The sequence below is a fragment of the Moorena producens PAL-8-15-08-1 genome (assembly GCF_001767235.1).
Classification (GTDB): domain Bacteria; phylum Cyanobacteriota; class Cyanobacteriia; order Cyanobacteriales; family Coleofasciculaceae; genus Moorena; species Moorena producens_A.
The window spans coordinates 9,376,439-9,392,599 of record NZ_CP017599.1 but is presented as its reverse complement, the minus strand read 5'-3'; the positions used below and the strand labels follow the sequence as shown (position 1 = coordinate 9,392,599).

Here is a 16,161-nt window from a genome sequence, read left to right as displayed (position 1 = left end):
GAATGACAAGTTTTTGGTCAGGATGAGCCATACTATGAAGGAACCTACCAACCTCACACAACAAATTAAGGTTAAGGTAGAAGATGACCGCACAGGTATGTCGGTGGAAACCCTTAAGCGAGCCTTTGCTGATAATCTTTATTATATCCAGGGCAAAAATCAGTTTTTGGCTACACCCTACGATTACTATATGGCTCTGGCTTATACGGTAAGAGACCGGCTACTTCAGCGGTGGATTAAAACCTTAGAAACCTATACTCGAAAAAATACTAAGACGGTATATTACCTGTCAGCAGAGTTTTTGATGGGTCGCCAGCTCACTAACAACTTGCTCAACTTGGGGATATATGATCGGCTCAGCCAAGCTCTCCACGAATCTGGGCTGGAGCTAGATGACCTGAAAATCTTGGAAGCTGAGCCTGGTCTAGGGAATGGCGGTTTAGGACGGTTGGCTGCTTGTTTCCTGGACTCCCTGGCAACCTTAGAAATTCCTGCTGTTGGGTATGGCATCCGTTATGAATTCGGTATCTTTGACCAGCGGATCATTGATGGTGGTCAAGTTGAACGTCCTGACAAGTGGCTACGCTTCGGCAACCCTTGGGAAATCCGACGCCCAGAATTAACGGTTGAGGTTAATTTCGGGGGTAAGACAGAATCCTACAAGGATGAGGAAGGGCGCTATCGGGTACGTTGGGTTCCGGAATGGCAGGTTTTGGGTACTCCCTACGATATACCAGTGCCTGGTTACAAGAAAAATACGGTCAATACCCTGCGTTTGTGGCGTGCTGGTGCCAGTGAAGAATTTGATTTTCAGGTATTCGACAGCGGCGACTATACCGGTTCTGTTACTGAAAAGATCTATTCTGAGAATATCTCGAAAGTTCTGTATCCCAATGATAACACTTCCCAAGGGAAGCAACTACGGCTGGAGCAGCAGTATTTCTTTGTTAGCTGTTCCCTTCAGGATATTATTAATAATTATCGACGAACTAATAGTAATTTCGACCTGTTCCATGAGAAAATTGCGATTCAGCTGAATGATACTCACCCATCGATTGGGGTAGCCGAGCTGATGCGGTTGTTCTTGGATAAGTACAAATTGAGCTGGAATCGAGCTTGGTATATTACTAAGAACACTTTTGGTTATACTAATCATACTTTGCTAGCAGAGGCTTTGGAACGCTGGCCAGTTAGCCTATTTGAGAGACTCTTACCGAGGCACTTAGAGATTATCTATGAAATCAACCGTCGCTTCTTGGATAATGTGCGTCTCCAGTATCCAGGTGATAATGACCGGCTCAGACGAATGTCCTTGATTGAAGAAGGACCTGAGAAGTCTGTGCGGATGGCTCATTTAGCCTGCGTAGGTAGCCATGCTATTAATGGGGTGGCCGCACTGCATACGGAATTGCTGAAGAAGGATGTGCTCCAAGATTTCTATGAATTGTGGCCAAATAAGTTTATTAATATGACCAATGGGGTTACACCCCGTCGCTGGCTATTGCTGAGTAATCCTCAACTGTCGGAACTGATTACTGAGAAAATTGGGGAGGGTTGGGTTACTGATCTAGACCAGCTCAAACAGTTAGAGCAGTTTGTTACTGATGCTGAGTTTTGCGATCGCTGGGGCAAGATTAAGCAGCTGCACAAGCAAAACCTTGCAGATTATATTCTGCTACACAACAATATTAAAGTTGATCCTAATTCCCTGTTTGATGTTCAAGTCAAGCGGATTCACGAATACAAGCGTCAGTTGTTGAATGTACTCCATATCATTAGTCTCTACAACCAGATCAAGGAGAATCCCTCGATCGATATCTTGCCCCGAACCTTTATTTTCGCTGGCAAAGCAGCACCGGGTTACTACTTGGCTAAACTGGTGATTAAGTTGATCAACTCAGTAGCAGAGATTATCAATGATGACCCTGATGTAAGCGATCGCATAAAAGTAGTTTTCTTAGAAGGCTTCTCGGTTTCCCTCGGAGAGCAGGTTTACCCAGCAGCAGACCTTTCAGAGCAAATTTCCACTGCTGGCAAGGAAGCTTCTGGAACTGGCAATATGAAATTTGCCATGAATGGAGCGTTAACCATTGGTACCTTGGATGGTGCTAATATTGAAATCCGAGAAGAAGCAGGAGCAGACAACTTTTTCTTGTTTGGTCTAACTACTGAGGAAGTATACGCTCTCAAAACTGGGGGATATAACCCGCAAGAATACTATAACAACAATAAAGAGCTCAAGCAGGTAATCGATCAGATTGGCTCTAGGTACTTCTATTCCCGTAAGCCCGAGCTGTTTAAGCCACTGGTGGATTCCCTACTGTACGGCGATGAGTACCTGCTTTTGGCAGACTACCAGTCCTATGTTAATACCCAGAAGCAAGTAAGCCAAGCCTATCGGGATCAGGATCACTGGACTCGCATGTCGATTATCAATGCGGCGAATATGGGCAAATTCTCTTCAGACCGCACGATTCGGGAGTATTCTCAAGAAATTTGGAATGTTGAGCCGATTTCTGTTGACCTAGACGAGTACGACCAAGACTCTGCTGGGTTGAAGCGAGTAAGTGAACTACCTTAATTAGGAAGTCGGGAGTCGGGAGGGTGGGGAGATGGGGAGATGGGGAGATGGGGAGATGGGGAGATGGGGACCCACACTCCCTCACAGGGGTAGGTTTTTTACTTTGGAGATAGGTAAAACGGTAATAGGTAATAAGTAATAGGTAATAGGTAAAACGGTAATGGGTAATGGGTAAATGGGTAATGGGTAATCGGTAATGGCTAATCGGAACCCACCCGACACCCCGACCAGGAGGGGAAGAGCGGGAGATGGGTCGGTAATCGGTGGAAATTCTGGTAGATTGTAAGACATATTTTCCGAAATTTCTACCCCATGCCAGTAACTACTCGCCCTGCTAGGTAAAAAACCTACCCTTGTGAGACCCACACTCCCCCCTCTTCCCCTATTCCCTATTCCCTATTCCCTATTCCCTATTCCCTATTCCCTATTCCCTATTCCCTATTCCCTATTCCCTATTCCCTATTCCCTATTCCCTATTCCCTATTCCCTATTCCCTATTCCCAGAAATAAAATGAAATTACCGACTTTTTTAATTATAGGTGTGCAGAAGGCAGGAACAACTTCTATTTATAACTACTTAACGCAACACCCTCAAGTTTATATGAGTCCGGTTAAGGAAACCAATTTTTTGGAGAAAGATTGGGAAACGTTACCTCCAGACCTAATAACTCCTAACAAAAATAGAATTGATACCTTTGAAAAATATTCTCAACTTTTCCAAGACGTGAAGGATGAAATAGCGATTGGAGAAGCATCCCCTAACTATTTGTTTCATTATAAATCATCGTCTGAGCTAATATTGCGTTATTTGCCCGATGTTAAACTGATTGCTATTCTCCGAAATCCCATAGACCGAGCTTATTCGGATTATTTAATGCACGTTCGGGAAGCGACGGATGTAGCGGGTAAGCTTCAACCTTTATCGGAACAGCTTAAGTTTCGCTCTAAGGGGTCGTTTACCCTAAAAAAAGGACTGTACACTGCTCAATTAAGACATTTTATCGAAACGTTTAATCGAGATAAAATCAAAGTTTATCTCTACGATGATTTATGTAAAAATCCCGTGGCTTTGCTCCAGGATATGTATCGGTTCATTGGAGTAGATGAAACGTTTATCCCGGATGTATCCAAAAAAGCTCAAGTGGGTCAAGTTCCTAAAGTAAAATTGGTTAATGATCTGTTGCGGAAACAAAATCCCTTCAGAACTATGGTGGCTTCTGGACTAAAGTACATCCTGCCCCTGGAGGTGAGGCAAACTGTTCGTTCGGCGCTAATCAACATCAACTCAACTGATAAGAGAAAAGCTGGTATTTCTAAAGAGGAACGGCAACAGTTGCTTGAATTTTATCGTGATGATATCCTGAAACTCCAAGATTTGATTCAACGAGACCTTTCGGTTTGGTTAACTGTTTGAGTGTAAGTAGTCAGCTATCAGCGTGTCGCGTATCAGCTTATGTGCTACACACACGCTACTTGAGGTGCTATCAGCTTTTGAATAAGCGATGCAGCGAGGTCTTGAGGGTTTCCCCCACTCGCGCTTTGCATCAAGAAAACAGGTCAGAATTCATTTAATCTGAGTTATGTCAAAGCGGTGAAGCCTGTGCCACAAAGCTGTTCGCGCAGTGTGAGCCTTTAGCTCACGGCTGACTGCTGAACGCGCACGGGTGCGCGTAGCGCATATGCTTACGAATGGGCGATACTGGGTTCGAACCAGTGACCTCTTCCGTGTGAAGGAAGCGCGCTACCCCTGTGCTAATCGCCCATAATTCTCTAGTATACCATAAATTACGGTCACGTCACAACTAAAGTTTGGCTTAAAAGCTGATTTTTCTGATATCCCTTGATGCTGAGTTACTGAACTGTCGATAAAGCTAGATATAAATTCTCCAAACTATACTATAGCATTTTAAGAATACCACCGATTTAGAAGTTGACAAATACAATTGAGTAATGTTAAATTGTCGCAAGAGTTTTAAGGGTTAGACCCTCATAAAAAGTAAACTCCAAGCAACCATTGAAATTTTAGACCTTACTTAACCCTGACACACTTAGCCCTGACATACTATATCCATGAGTCAGTTAGTAGTCTTAAAACTGGGAAATGGTAATTGTCAGGAAGGTTTTCCTACTGTTATCGCTCAACTTTGGGAAACAGATCATCGTAATCTGATGCAGTTTACTGGAGGTTTGCCTGCTGCACCGGAACTGCCCTTACTCTACAAACGCTGGCAATTAATGTATGCAGCACTCTACCGAGGCTTCAGCTGCGATCGCCGTCTGGAAATTAATCAAGTTAGTATCACTAATGTTTCACAAGCTGAGTTTAGGAATCTGTCTCAACAGTTAGAAGAGCAAATTAATACCTGGCTCAATGCTGAAGAATTTCGCAACATTGAACGGCGAGTGCGAACTAAACTAATGCCGTCTGAAGAAATTAGGGTAATTATCGAGGCGGAAGATGACCAAGTGCGACGATTTCCTTGGCATTTGTGGCGTTTATTTGAAGATTACCCCCTGACAGAAGTGGCGTTGAGTAGCCAAGAGTATGAGCCAGTCACGACACCAGATCGAGAGTCAACGGGTCAAGTTAGGGTATTAGGAATTTTAGGAAATAGTCAAGGGATTGAGGTTGAAAAAGACCGCGCTTTACTTGAGCAGTTACCGGAGGCGGAAACGGTTTTTGTGGTGCAGCCACAACGCCAAGAGCTTAACCACCAGCTTTGGGATCAACAGGGATGGGATATCCTGTTTTTTGCGGGACATAGCAAGAGTGGTCCCGATGGTAAAACCGGTTACATAAGTATTAATCAAACTGATAGCTTAACGATTTCCCAGTTAAAGCATGCTCTGAGAACAGCTATTACGAATGGTTTGAGACTGGCAATTTTCAACTCTTGCGATGGCTTGGGATTGGCACGGGAATTGGCTGATTTACATATTCCTCAATTGATTGTGATGCGGGAACCGGTACCCGATCGAGTGGCACAGGAGTTTTTGAAGTGCTTTTTAAGGGCATTTGCTGGTGGAAAATCCTTATATCTGGCGGTGCGGGAAGCTAGGGAACGGTTGCAAGGCTGGGAAGATAACTATCCTGGTGCTAGCTGGTTGCCAGTGATTTGCCAAAATCCGGCTGTTGTGCCGCCGACTTGGCAACAGTTGCGCGATCGCAATAAATTGGCTTCTGTTTCAGGTAGCTCCTGTCAGGCTCATGGGTCACAAACCTCAACAGATGCTCAACACATGATGCGATTGGCTGTAGCAGGGGGTCAAGCTTTATTGCCCAGTACCTCCCCTAGTGCTTCAGACCAAACGAGCTCCGACAAACCATCCCATTCGTTTCCGATGCGGTCACTATGGTGCGATCGCGTTTTGTTACTCAAGGCTAGTGTATTCGCAATGGCTTTGGTGATGGGATTGCGGTGGTTGGGACTATTGGAAGGGCTTGAACTAAAAGCTTTTGACCAACTGATGCGACAACGACCCGATGAAAGACGGGACGAGCGTCTGTTGATTGTTAAGGCTACCCCAGAGGATATTAAAAATCAGGAACAGCAACCGAAGCATGGGGCATCGTTATCAGACGATACTCTTACTCGGCTATTTGAGAAACTCCAGGAGTATGAACCGATAACGATTGGCTTAGATATCTATCGTGATTTTCCGGTGGATCCAGCTTACCCTAAACTAGCAACTTACCTGGGACAAAAGAATCTATTTGGTATCTGTAAAGTTAAAGATGCTAAGGCTGGGGACACCGAAGGGATTTCTCCACCCCTGGAAATTCGGCCAGATCGGATTAGTTTTAGTGATGCTTTACCTGACCAGGGGGGAATCCTCCGTCGCCATCTGTTATCTCTGGACTCACCAGACCTGACGGATAAGTGTACTGCTAAGAATAACCTTAGCCTGCTACTAGCCCTATACTATCTACATGGTAAGGGTATCGAATGGGGCTACACATCAAATCAGGCATCAAATCAGGAATTATGGATTGATGCGCCAGATTTGGGTAAAGGTAAAACCGTTGTGCTGAAGCAATTAAATTCCTATACCGGTGGCTACCACAGAGTGGATGCAGCAGGTAGACAAATCTTGCTAAATTACCGTTCCCATCGCTCTCCTGAAGATATTGCCCTAACAGTCAGTGTTGGTGATATTCTCAATGATGAGATTCCTGCCCAGCGCCGGTCCCAACTGAAGGGTCGGATTATTCTTGTTGGTGTAGCCGGTGCAATTAATACCAGTAGTGATTACTGGCTCACCCCTTACAGTCCGAGTCAGCCCCTGAGCCATAAGCGAACACCAGGAGTGGTGATTCAAGGACATATGGTAAGTCAAATCCTGAGTGCGGTTTTGGATAATCGACCCTTGTTGTGGGTTTGGTCAGAATCAACAGAAGTGCTGTGGATTTGGGGTTGGTCTGTGGTGGGAAGTGTCATTGGTTTGGTAATGGGATTCCCCTCAGGCCAGGCTAGGAGTATGCATTTCCTAAGTGGCTTGGTAATCTCGACGGCAGTGGCACTTGGTGGTTTGTATGGCATTTGTTATCTGTTTATCTTGGAAGGGGGTTGGATACCGCTGGTGCCATCAGCAATGGTATTGGTGCTTACTTCGGTGGGTATGGTTTTGGTAGTACGTTATACAGGATGTTGACATCAGATGTGACACTAGGATTGATGGCAAAAGGGAACTTCTGATACCCAGCTAGCATCTTCCTTGGCAAAAGCATCGGAGTTGACAATGGTGAAAATTAAACTGCTTTATGGGATTGCGTTTGCTCTGACGACTCTCAGCAACTACCCAGCACAAGCGCAATTGATGGAATCTACTGGCAATAGGTCGGAATCTATAGCAGTAGAGTTTAAAGAGCCAGATTATTCAGGTGATGCCCCGAGCGGACGTAGGCGAGGTACAGGTAGTCGTGGAGATTGTCCTATGGCTGTTTCTGAAACGGGAGGAAACCTAAGGGTGACACCTGTGATCCATAAAGATAGTAGGGGATGGACAGTTAATGAGTCTCCGACTATCTGGGTTCATGTTTCCTATGAATCTGAAAGTGTTGAGAGGGTGCTTTATGGGGAATTTTCCTTGCAGGATTTAACAACTCAGACCAAGCTTGCTCCAAAATATCTCCCTGTTACTTTGCCAAGTCGGTCTGGTGTGTTTAGCATACCTCTTCCATACTCCTTAGAGGTTGGTAAGTGGTATCGCTGGTATCTGATCCTTGATTGTAATTCCCCAGATTCGTTTGACAATGACTCGTTTTTGTTTATTGAAGGATTTTTGAAACGGGTTGAATTGCCAGAGTTTAAGCATCAGTTAGATAATAAAACCTCACAGAAGCTAATTACAGTTTATGCTAAAAATGGCATTTGGTATGATGCCTTGAATGAATCAGCTAAACTTCGTTGTAGTAATCCACAAAATTCTACTTTTGCTGAGGCTTGGTCCCGATTGTTGAAAGCGGTTGAATTGGAAGAAATTGCCCAGGAAAGTTTGATCTGTCGGGAGTCGTTGAGTTTAACTACAAGGGAGTAGGGAGTAGGGAGTAGGGAGCAGGGAGTAGGGAGTAGGGAACAGGGAATAGGGTTTGATGGTTTTTTTATGTAAAGCTATCAGCTATCAGCTATCAGTTATCAGCTATCAGTCATCAGCTATCAGTCATCACTCACCAGCTATCAGTCATCAGCGAAAGGCTAACGGCTGACCGCTGACCGCTGACCGCTTACTTTTTTATAACTATCTAATTGAAATGCACAACAGCTTAGGCGATCACTTTAAAGTCAGAAATCGTCTCAATCCATACCCGTGCTCCACAGTTTAGAGGATTATCTGGGCGATACATGACCCGACAGGGGCCATTGACTTCGACAGTATGACCGTAAGTGTTTTTAGAGCCTCGTTTTACGGTAATCACGGGATTGCGTTCGCCAGTGTTGTGATTTTGGCGAATCACTTTTTGATTAACGTGGATGACAGCTTTAGTGTAATTTGTGCGCTTTGACCAATTCCGCTTTGGTCCACGAGTACCAGGGGTGACCACTGGCATGCCATCAAATAAGGGAATTACCCAAGTTCTACCGACCTTATAAGCACCTTTGACTCTGCCCTTGCTCAACAGGAAACGGACGCGAGTGGCAGAGATACCAAGTAATTCAGCGGCTTGTGCGGTAGAAATCATCATGGCGGTAAAACCATTGCTTTAACGATATTGTTATATTAACACGATTTTAGATAAGATGCAAATAGTGGGTTGAATGGGTGGGGAGTGTGGGAAGTGTGGGGAGTGGGGTTAAAAAAACTATTGCATTCGCAATAGGGGTGATGTGGGTGGTGTAGGTGCTTTAAAAAAACTATTGCATTGTTGCAATATCAGCTCTTGGATGGTGCGTTACGGGGCGGGTTGTCTCAGGGGCGAACAGGAGAACATCAAAGCAAGCCCGCCCCTAACACACCCTACGCACTGTTTCTGGCGTTAGGATGGTGCGTTACGGGGCGGGTTGTCTCAGGGGCGAACAGGAGAACATCAAAGCAAGCCCGCCCCTAACACACCCTACGCACTGTTTCTGGCGTTAGGATGGTGCGTTACGGGGCGGGTTGTCTCAGGGGCGAACAGGAGAACATGAAAGCAAGCCCGCCCCTAACACACCCTACGCACTGTTTCATTAATGATCAAAATAAAATAATTCGGTCAAGTTCTGGTTAATTCCAATGCTTGACCGAATTATTTTTTGTAATAGTCAAGAGCCCTATGGTTCTTGACTATGTGTTCACCAATTTATTAGGAAATTATCCCAATCAACAACATACAAACTTATATTTTAGACTTCAGACTTCGTACTTTCTCCTCAGTTTTGACCTGTCGCCAGCGATGCAGCGCGGTCTTGGGGGTTTCCCCCATGAGCGACTGCATCAAGACAGGGATTGGCATCCCTGGCAATTTGCTATCTTAATCTAGCAACAGATGTCGAATCAAAATACTGATCACCTCACCAGAATTTCCGGTAGGTTGAGGGGTGCTCCACTCATGAACTTGGGCGTAGCCACGGCTATAAAGGTTATAGATTGTGACCCGCACGGTTTTGGGAGAACCGATCAATATATGTTTGATTTGCTCCCGTCCTGGCTGCCCTTGGCTAAATAATTCAGGGAGATTAGGATTGTTGGGATTATACTCAAAATTTGGGAGAAAGTTTTCGATGTCCATAATGTTTTTTGTTGTTGTATTGGCGACATTTTTATGGTAATAAATAATTATTTATTTTGTCAAGTGATTTTTGATTTTTTTTGCGGTAGGGGGTATTTTCTAAAAAATAGATTAGTATTTTTTAGTTGTTTTTAAAAAAGTAACTTTCTATGCCATGATGTACAAATGGATCCCCCTAAATCCCCCTTAATAAGGGGGACTTTGAGGTTGATAGCTGTACCTGATAAATGCAATAATTGCAATAATTTTAAAGATTAATTTTGGGATAGTATTTAAGTTGAAGCGATTATGATGGGATAGTATTTAAATTGATAGGATATTTATGGCTTACCGTAGCGGCTCCTAGATACCATCCCTTTCTATGCCATTTATTTGCTCGATCCCCCCCAGCCCCCCGTGATCATTGGGGGGAGCCCAGAAATCTATCTCAAAAGTCTGATCATTAGGGGAAGTCTGGAAACCTATATCGAAAGACTGATCATTGGGGGGAGCTCAGAAATTTATCTGGAAAGTCCCCCTTATTAAGGGGGATTTAGGGGGATCAAAACCCATGCAAAAAACCAAAATATCAATTATGGTAAAATGTGCGATCGCCAACAAAGACAATTTCATCTGCCTTATAACTCCAATTTAGTAAGCAGAGCTAGAGAATTAAGGAAAACTATGACACCAACTGAAAAAAAGCTGTGGTGTGACTATTTAAAAAATTTTCAGTTTAGAGTCTTGCGACAAAGACCGATAGGGAATTTTATTGTTGACTTTTATTGCGCTGCTTTAAAATTAGTGATTGAAGTTGATGGAGAGTCTCATTATACAGAAGCTGGCCTTGCTTATGATAAAGAAAGAAGCCACATTCTTGAAGGTTATGGATTAAAAGTAATTCGATTTACCAATGATGAAGTATTGCACAATTTTGAAGCAGTGTGCGTTCGGATCAGCAGTGAGCTTCCCCCTAACACAACTTAGAAATTTTTCAAAATTCAATAAGTTAACTTTTCTAGCAATTCTCTATACCATGAGTGACAAAGAGATCCCCCTAAATCCCCCTTAATAAGGGGGACTTTGAGGTTTAAAAGCTTACCTCGTAAATCCTATAAATGCTATATAGATTTTTTTTAGGGATTAGGAATTAGGGTAATGGTCTTAGCTTGGGAGAGTGGGTTTGCGTAGCGCCTCCTAGATACCATCCCTTTCTATCCTATTTATTTGCTCGATCTCCCCCAGCCCCCCGTGATCATTGGGGGGAGTCGGAAACCTATATCGAAAGCCTGATTATTGTAAGAAGTCGGGAAATCTATCTCAAAAACCTTATCAAAGGGGGGAGTCCGGAAATGTATCTGGAAAGTCCCCCTTATTAAGCTATCCATTAGGCAAAAGTAGTCGAAACAGTGATAGAGACTAGGACGTAGAAGCAAGTTGTGAACCTTCAAACAAATGGTAAAAGGTAGAAAGCCCTCGCGGCTAGAGTTTTCAAGCCAGGTTCGCCATCTCCGGTACGGGCCAAAAATCCACCCAAACGTGCAATCGCTCATCAGAGCTTGGCGAAGAGTAGGAGGTTTTTTCGAGCGGTTTTTGGGTTGAAATTGAAGTCGCTTGAGCTTCCATTCCTGTGGAGATAAAACTACTTGGCAAGAAGCATCGGGATTAAGTCGAGCGAGATTACGTTAACCACATTAATCGCCAAGCAACAATGTTATAAGTAGCCAGTGCTTTGAGTAAACGCTCTCTAGTTTGAAGTTGAAGTTTTTCGCGTGCGTCAGCCACTTTTAAGGGTAAAGTGAAAGCGTTCGATGAGCCATCGATAACTATACCACTGCACGCATTGCCAAGCTTTTTGGAAGTCGTCAATTGGTAGAGTTGTGAGCAACAACCAACGAATGGGTTGACTACCATCAGCCGGTTTCTCAGTTTCTTCTACCAGTAGTACGTTGATTTCCACTGGATGGAGATTGTGGGGTTTGGGATGATGTTGAGGCACTTCCAAAGTGACTCTTATCCCTCGGATTTGTAATGATGCCTGACGAGCTGGACGTTTGGGATTACGCTCTAAGTTGATGGTCATTGTACCTAAAATTGGTCTTTGTTCAATCATCGGTAACAGATATCCCATCTCCTCTTTCACCCTGCGATTATACTCTCGAAGAATCAGTAATTCGCTATTAGCAGAACGCTTTTGGGCGAATAACTCGAAGATATCAGCCTCACGATCTGCAACATGTATGAGCTTGGCTTTTTCCGCTAGTCCTTCTTCAGCTCCCTTAACTGTCTCTAACCATCGATAACTTTCTTTTTCTTGAATCGCTTTTTTCTTGCGTTCTTTTTTCAAACCACTCCTGTGCTTTCTGGTCCAACTCTGTTGATGTAGCAGTCCTAATGGTTTTCCTTTGGCACTGACCGCTATACAGCTATGAACTTTAATTCCTTGTTGAAGGGTCTGATTTATATATCCCAAACCTTTTGTGGCTTCATGTGTCGTATACTCCAAGTCGGTCGTGTCCTGTATTGCCAGCACTACTCCTGCTTCCACACATCTCCTCACTACGCCTTCCTTGTGTGAAGCCAATATTTGTGTTCTTGTCACTTTCTCATTTGACCAAAATCTGTAAATACTTTGGCTGTTGCTGGCATTACCACTCGCTTTTGGTACTGTTTCTCCTGGATGCTCGCTTAAGACCACAAGTGTCTTTCTCAATCTTTTGGCATGACGTATGTCCTGAAAAATTTCGGATTTATTTCCTGGCTGATCCAATCCTTCATTTGTTCTTCTTCATCTCCTGATTGACTTTTTCCTCTGATACTCTCATAACCAATGCCTCCCTGTCCACTCCCGTGAGGGTGCTCCTACTTAGGGCTTGCTGAATAAGTCTATTGATTCGGGTAATAAGTAATAAGTAATAAGTAATAAGTTAAGAGTTCACTATCGCTTGCTGCACAAGTCTTTGGGGAAATTTGCGGATCTGAAACTAGCTCTTGAAAAATATGCTTATTTTTCCCTCACATTCCGAATATAACCAAGTGTTCCCCTACGATGGTGCCAGGTTTTTGTATCGATGGGCTCAAAATCCTGGCACTTTTTCAGGGTAAAAATGATTGAAAGCCCTGTCTGGTATAGTTTCCATACTTGTGCAGCAAGCCCTACTTAAGTGCGATCAGCGCAAGCTGCTGCCGTAGGCGATCGCGTTTGTGATTTTGCGATCGCGTTTGTGATTTTGCGATCGCGTTTGTGATTTTGCGATCGCGTTTGTGATTTTGCGATCGCGTTTGTGATTTTGCGACCGCAGTCTTGGGAAATCCCTGTTAGTTTAATAATGGCTCTCACCACTCCTCTCCCAATCCTTGCCTAAATCCTAGTCTCTATCACTGTTTCGACTACTTTTGCCTAATGGATAGCTTATTAAGGGGGATTTAGGGGGATCCAAACCCACGCAAAAAACCCTACTCCCTAAATTGCTATAATTAATAGCATCGAACATAATTACCTATAAATTATGGAACCATTCTCCTTCTTGGCTGGTTTGGAACTATCGAAAATAGCGTCACCTTTGTTAGGTACTGTTGCGGGAGAAGCAGGTAAGCGTATCATTTAATCTCTGAAAAAAAGCGATGTAGAGAAGGCAATCAAAGCGGGTGAAGAGGCAGTTAAGGAATGGGAAAAACAACTGGAACCGAGCCAACTGTTATTTTTTCATGCTCCGCCGGATGGATTGAATGGAGTTAAAAATTTTTTGGGGGGCTATTTTACTAACTCGGCGGTTGTGGAACAATTACAGAAACCGTTCTTGATGCAGTCGCTCATGGGGGAAACCCCCAAGACCGCGCTGCATCGCTTAATTAATCAAGGTAAGCCAGACCGGGATATTTTAATCAGGGTATTTCTACAAGAAGCAGAAACGAATAACATTAAACTAAATCAAGATAGCCTCACGCCTTGGATAGAGACATTTATTAATGCTTATTTTAAGCATACTGTTACTTATCTCAAATTTCAGGTAGCTAAACAGGATTATTGTGACCAGTTAGCTAACTGGTTTGATGATGTTAAATTTGCTGGCATTGCTGTGCCTGGGCAAAAGGTAGAGAAAAAGGATTGTGATTTGTTGGGTTCCGTGGAGCATAGATTATGAGTTTTAGACCAAAAACTTGCGCCACTTCACCCAACCTACAAGATCGCGCGATCGCACTTATTTATCAGCAGGAGCAACAACAGAGGTAAGGTTGAAGTCAACGGGAGGTTCGTGGATAGGAAGTCACCAGCATTGGCAAGAGGGAGATTTACGACAACAGGTATTGGCAGCAGTTGAACAGTTGAGTCAAGATTATGCCAAGGTTGTAGAGTCTGGGGAGGGTTCCAATGAAAAAAGTAGAGCGTTGTTGTTGTGTGAAACCAGTTGTTTTGTTTATTGGGGTTCTGATTTTTGGGCGCAACAGGCGAAGTTATTTATTGAGTGGGCGAGGGGTATAGTTTGATAGAGTTTTTTGATGGGTAGACTACATTAGGGAGGTTCCATCTAACCTCCCTACAAGGTTTCGATTGTGATGTGATACCAATTTATCACTGATTATCCGGACACCATATTATATCATGTTGAGGCTAAAATGGTGCGTTAGGACGGATTTTAAATCAATAAGTGAGACAGACTAATTGCAGCCATCCAAAGCACCTTACAATAATACTGTTCCAATAATACAATGCAGGTTGAGTTTCGTTTCCTCAACCCAACCTACGATATCGATGCTCGCACTACATATAGCGTGATTTTTGATGCAGTCTAGATCGGGGATTAACTCTAAGCCACCCCCGATCAAATAGAATAACTATGTTAGCCAATCAGACTACTGAGAGCTTCAGCAGCTACTGGAATAAGCGTAGAGGCCAACGCCCCCCAAAGAGAAGGGTCAACACCATTGTCACTAGACATGGATGCTCCAATCACAGTACGCTCAACAGGTGCAGCTTGGATAGGGAGTTTAGACGATTTCATCATTTTTTGTTCTGACTGCATTATTTTTTCTCCTGAATTTGGCGATATTGCACTACATAAAAAGGCTACCGATACCAAGCAGATCAGTGGCAATGCCAACAGCGTCAGCAATATTGCCGAGACCTACCTTTCTCTTAGAAGGGTCAACACCGTTGTCACTAGACATGGATGCTCCAGTCACAGTACGCTCAATAGGTGCAGCTTGGATAGGGAGTTTAGATGATTTTATCATTTTTTGCTCTGATTGCATTATTTTGTCTCCTGAATTTGGCAATTTCGTTGTTTTTTGTGTTTTCGCTGAATAGTTACGACTGATTTCGTGGCACGTGTCCAGCCTGGATAGGAACTTTCATGTTTGTTTCTCCTTTGTTACAGTGTTTTTTTGCTCGTTGAGCTAATTTATTCCTGGTGTTTATGTACTAAACTCAATCAGGATTAGTTGATATTAAAGGACTTGCGCAAGGGCACTAATTATAGTGGCTATATCTTGAATGATGACAATTTATACTCTACATATAGAGTCAATGCGTAATTCCTGTTAAAGTAAGCAACGTCTTACAGCATTTTTGATGATAGTGAGGTACAATCGTGCTAATCTTTGTTCCCAGTTCCCAGTTACCTATTTCCTAAACCCAAAAACTTTGTACCTCATCAACTCCGAAACTGCTGTAATTTAATTTATTGCTTACTTCAACTCCAGATGCAGCCTATTGGTTTATTTGTAGGTGCCTTAGGTTTGTCTCCTTCATCTCCTTCAACTGAGGGAGACACTTCTTTAGAGGAAGTTTTTGACAATTCCTTCACGGATTTATATATCTGACCTTTAGGAAGCAGGAGTCAGAAGTCAGGAGTCAGAAGTCAGGAGGAAAGAGAAATAGAATAGGGAAAAAAGTCTAAAAATAGCCCCATCTCCCCATCTCCCCATCTCCCTATGTCTCCAGGTAATTTTATAGAACCCATTTGGGTTCTATAAAAAATTTACAATTGATATTAAATGTTAAAATAATCTGAAATAGTATCTCTATATATATAGAGTGAAAAACTCTAGCGTTATAGTTTTTCACTCTACAGATATTACCTTTGCGTAAGTCCTGATATAAAATAGATAATCTATGATTATCTCAAGCTGTTAATTACCCTTGGAAGTTGTTCATCTTGCCCAGCACTAACGCCTGGCTGGAATTCATCCCAAGTCTTACGGACTTGCTCGTAGCATTGAGGTGGTGTGATGGGTAGGTTTTTAAAGTAAAAGAACGTCACTTGATCGAAAGACTCCAGCAACAACACAACCTCTGTGGTTGGAGAATAATTATCGACAACTTCCAAGATATGACCAATCATAAAGTGATGGGGCCCGCATTGCAGTCTCAGGAGCCGCTAACCAGGCATTC

General features: G+C 43.3%; 14 protein-coding genes and 1 tRNA gene. 7 read left to right on the top strand and 8 right to left on the bottom strand.

Going from position 1 to position 16,161, the window contains the following annotated elements; all coding sequences use genetic code 11:
- Positions 1-34: 34 nt before the first annotated feature.
- Together BJP34_RS34485 and BJP34_RS34475 are read left to right on the top strand one after the other, a co-directional pair.
- Complete coding sequence (locus tag BJP34_RS34485; RefSeq protein ID WP_070396229.1) at positions 35-2,581, top strand: glycogen/starch/alpha-glucan phosphorylase; 2,547 nt, start codon at positions 35-37, stop codon at positions 2,579-2,581.
- Positions 2,582-2,936: 355 nt separating this feature from the next.
- Positions 2,937-3,995: a sulfotransferase family protein gene (locus BJP34_RS34475; RefSeq protein ID WP_229424170.1), complete on the top strand. Its 1,059-nt coding sequence runs from the start codon at positions 2,937-2,939 to the stop codon at positions 3,993-3,995.
- A 276-nt stretch (positions 3,996-4,271) separates the two neighbouring features.
- On the opposite strand, the gene BJP34_RS34470 is transcribed toward BJP34_RS34475, so the two are convergent.
- Positions 4,272-4,343, bottom strand: a tRNA-Val gene (locus BJP34_RS34470).
- 308 nt (positions 4,344-4,651) lie between these two features.
- Here BJP34_RS34470 and BJP34_RS34465 point away from each other — a divergent pair.
- Positions 4,652-7,234, top strand: a complete 2,583-nt coding sequence (locus BJP34_RS34465) for a CHASE2 domain-containing protein (protein ID WP_070396227.1) — start codon at positions 4,652-4,654, stop codon at positions 7,232-7,234.
- An 87-nt stretch (positions 7,235-7,321) separates the two neighbouring features.
- Complete coding sequence (locus tag BJP34_RS34460; protein WP_070396226.1) at positions 7,322-8,119, top strand: DUF928 domain-containing protein; 798 nt, start codon at positions 7,322-7,324, stop codon at positions 8,117-8,119.
- A gap of 226 nt (positions 8,120-8,345) precedes the next feature.
- On the opposite strand, the gene BJP34_RS34455 is transcribed toward BJP34_RS34460, so the two are convergent.
- Positions 8,346-8,765, bottom strand: coding sequence for a helix-turn-helix domain-containing protein (locus BJP34_RS34455; protein ID WP_070396225.1), 420 nt, complete (start codon positions 8,763-8,765; stop codon positions 8,346-8,348).
- A gap of 765 nt (positions 8,766-9,530) precedes the next feature.
- On the bottom strand, positions 9,531-9,788 hold the full coding sequence (locus BJP34_RS34450; RefSeq protein WP_070396224.1) for a hypothetical protein: 258 nt from the start codon (positions 9,786-9,788) through the stop codon (positions 9,531-9,533).
- Between the two features lie 582 nt (positions 9,789-10,370).
- Between BJP34_RS34450 and BJP34_RS34445 the strand changes: the two genes are divergently transcribed.
- A complete protein-coding gene (locus BJP34_RS34445; RefSeq protein ID WP_070396223.1) occupies positions 10,371-10,754 on the top strand; it encodes an endonuclease domain-containing protein in 384 nt (127 codons plus the stop codon).
- A 790-nt stretch (positions 10,755-11,544) separates the two neighbouring features.
- On the opposite strand, the gene BJP34_RS34440 is transcribed toward BJP34_RS34445, so the two are convergent.
- Both BJP34_RS34440 and BJP34_RS41785 read right to left on the bottom strand, forming a co-directional pair.
- A complete protein-coding gene (locus tag BJP34_RS34440; RefSeq protein ID WP_083305041.1) occupies positions 11,545-12,537 on the bottom strand; it encodes an IS4 family transposase in 993 nt (330 codons plus the stop codon).
- Between the two features lie 390 nt (positions 12,538-12,927).
- Positions 12,928-13,107, bottom strand: coding sequence for a hypothetical protein (locus BJP34_RS41785; protein ID WP_143727925.1), 180 nt, complete (start codon positions 13,105-13,107; stop codon positions 12,928-12,930).
- A 271-nt stretch (positions 13,108-13,378) separates the two neighbouring features.
- On the opposite strand from BJP34_RS41785, the gene BJP34_RS50635 reads away from it, so the two are divergent.
- Complete coding sequence (locus tag BJP34_RS50635) at positions 13,379-13,912, top strand: hypothetical protein (protein WP_418904182.1); 534 nt, start codon at positions 13,379-13,381, stop codon at positions 13,910-13,912.
- A gap of 91 nt (positions 13,913-14,003) precedes the next feature.
- The gene (locus BJP34_RS34430; protein WP_070396222.1) at positions 14,004-14,255 is read left to right on the top strand and encodes a hypothetical protein; all 252 of its coding nucleotides are present in this window, start codon (positions 14,004-14,006) and stop codon (positions 14,253-14,255) included.
- A 353-nt stretch (positions 14,256-14,608) separates the two neighbouring features.
- Here BJP34_RS34430 and BJP34_RS34425 read toward each other — a convergent pair whose 3' ends face one another.
- The 3 genes from BJP34_RS34425 to BJP34_RS48180 all read right to left on the bottom strand — a co-directional run bounded on the left by BJP34_RS34425 (position 14,609) and on the right by BJP34_RS48180 (position 16,111).
- Positions 14,609-14,791, bottom strand: coding sequence for a hypothetical protein (locus BJP34_RS34425; RefSeq protein ID WP_070396221.1), 183 nt, complete (start codon positions 14,789-14,791; stop codon positions 14,609-14,611).
- 31 nt (positions 14,792-14,822) lie between these two features.
- Positions 14,823-15,020 (bottom strand): hypothetical protein, encoded by a 198-nt coding sequence (locus BJP34_RS34420; RefSeq protein ID WP_070396220.1) that lies wholly within the window; start codon positions 15,018-15,020, stop codon positions 14,823-14,825.
- A gap of 866 nt (positions 15,021-15,886) precedes the next feature.
- On the bottom strand, positions 15,887-16,111 hold the full coding sequence (locus BJP34_RS48180; RefSeq protein WP_229424167.1) for a hypothetical protein: 225 nt from the start codon (positions 16,109-16,111) through the stop codon (positions 15,887-15,889).
- Between the last annotated feature and the right edge of the window lie 50 nt (positions 16,112-16,161).

Excerpts from the sequence above, each read along its gene's own strand:
- BJP34_RS34485 (WP_070396229.1), top strand. The coding sequence starts at position 35 with ATGAAGGAACCTACCAACCTCACACAACAAATTAAGGTTAAGGTAGAA.
- BJP34_RS34465 (WP_070396227.1), top strand. The coding sequence starts at position 4,652 with ATGAGTCAGTTAGTAGTCTTAAAACTGGGAAATGGTAATTGTCAGGAA.
- BJP34_RS34460 (WP_070396226.1), top strand. The coding sequence starts at position 7,322 with ATGGTGAAAATTAAACTGCTTTATGGGATTGCGTTTGCTCTGACGACT.
- BJP34_RS34455 (WP_070396225.1), bottom strand. The coding sequence starts at position 8,765 with ATGATGATTTCTACCGCACAAGCCGCTGAATTACTTGGTATCTCTGCC.
- BJP34_RS34450 (WP_070396224.1), bottom strand. The coding sequence starts at position 9,788 with ATGGACATCGAAAACTTTCTCCCAAATTTTGAGTATAATCCCAACAAT.
- BJP34_RS34445 (WP_070396223.1), top strand. The coding sequence starts at position 10,371 with ATGTGCGATCGCCAACAAAGACAATTTCATCTGCCTTATAACTCCAAT.
- BJP34_RS34425 (WP_070396221.1), bottom strand. The coding sequence starts at position 14,791 with ATGCAGTCAGAACAAAAAATGATGAAATCGTCTAAACTCCCTATCCAA.
- BJP34_RS34420 (WP_070396220.1), bottom strand. The coding sequence starts at position 15,020 with ATGCAATCAGAGCAAAAAATGATAAAATCATCTAAACTCCCTATCCAA.
- BJP34_RS48180 (WP_229424167.1), bottom strand. The coding sequence starts at position 16,111 with ATGATTGGTCATATCTTGGAAGTTGTCGATAATTATTCTCCAACCACA.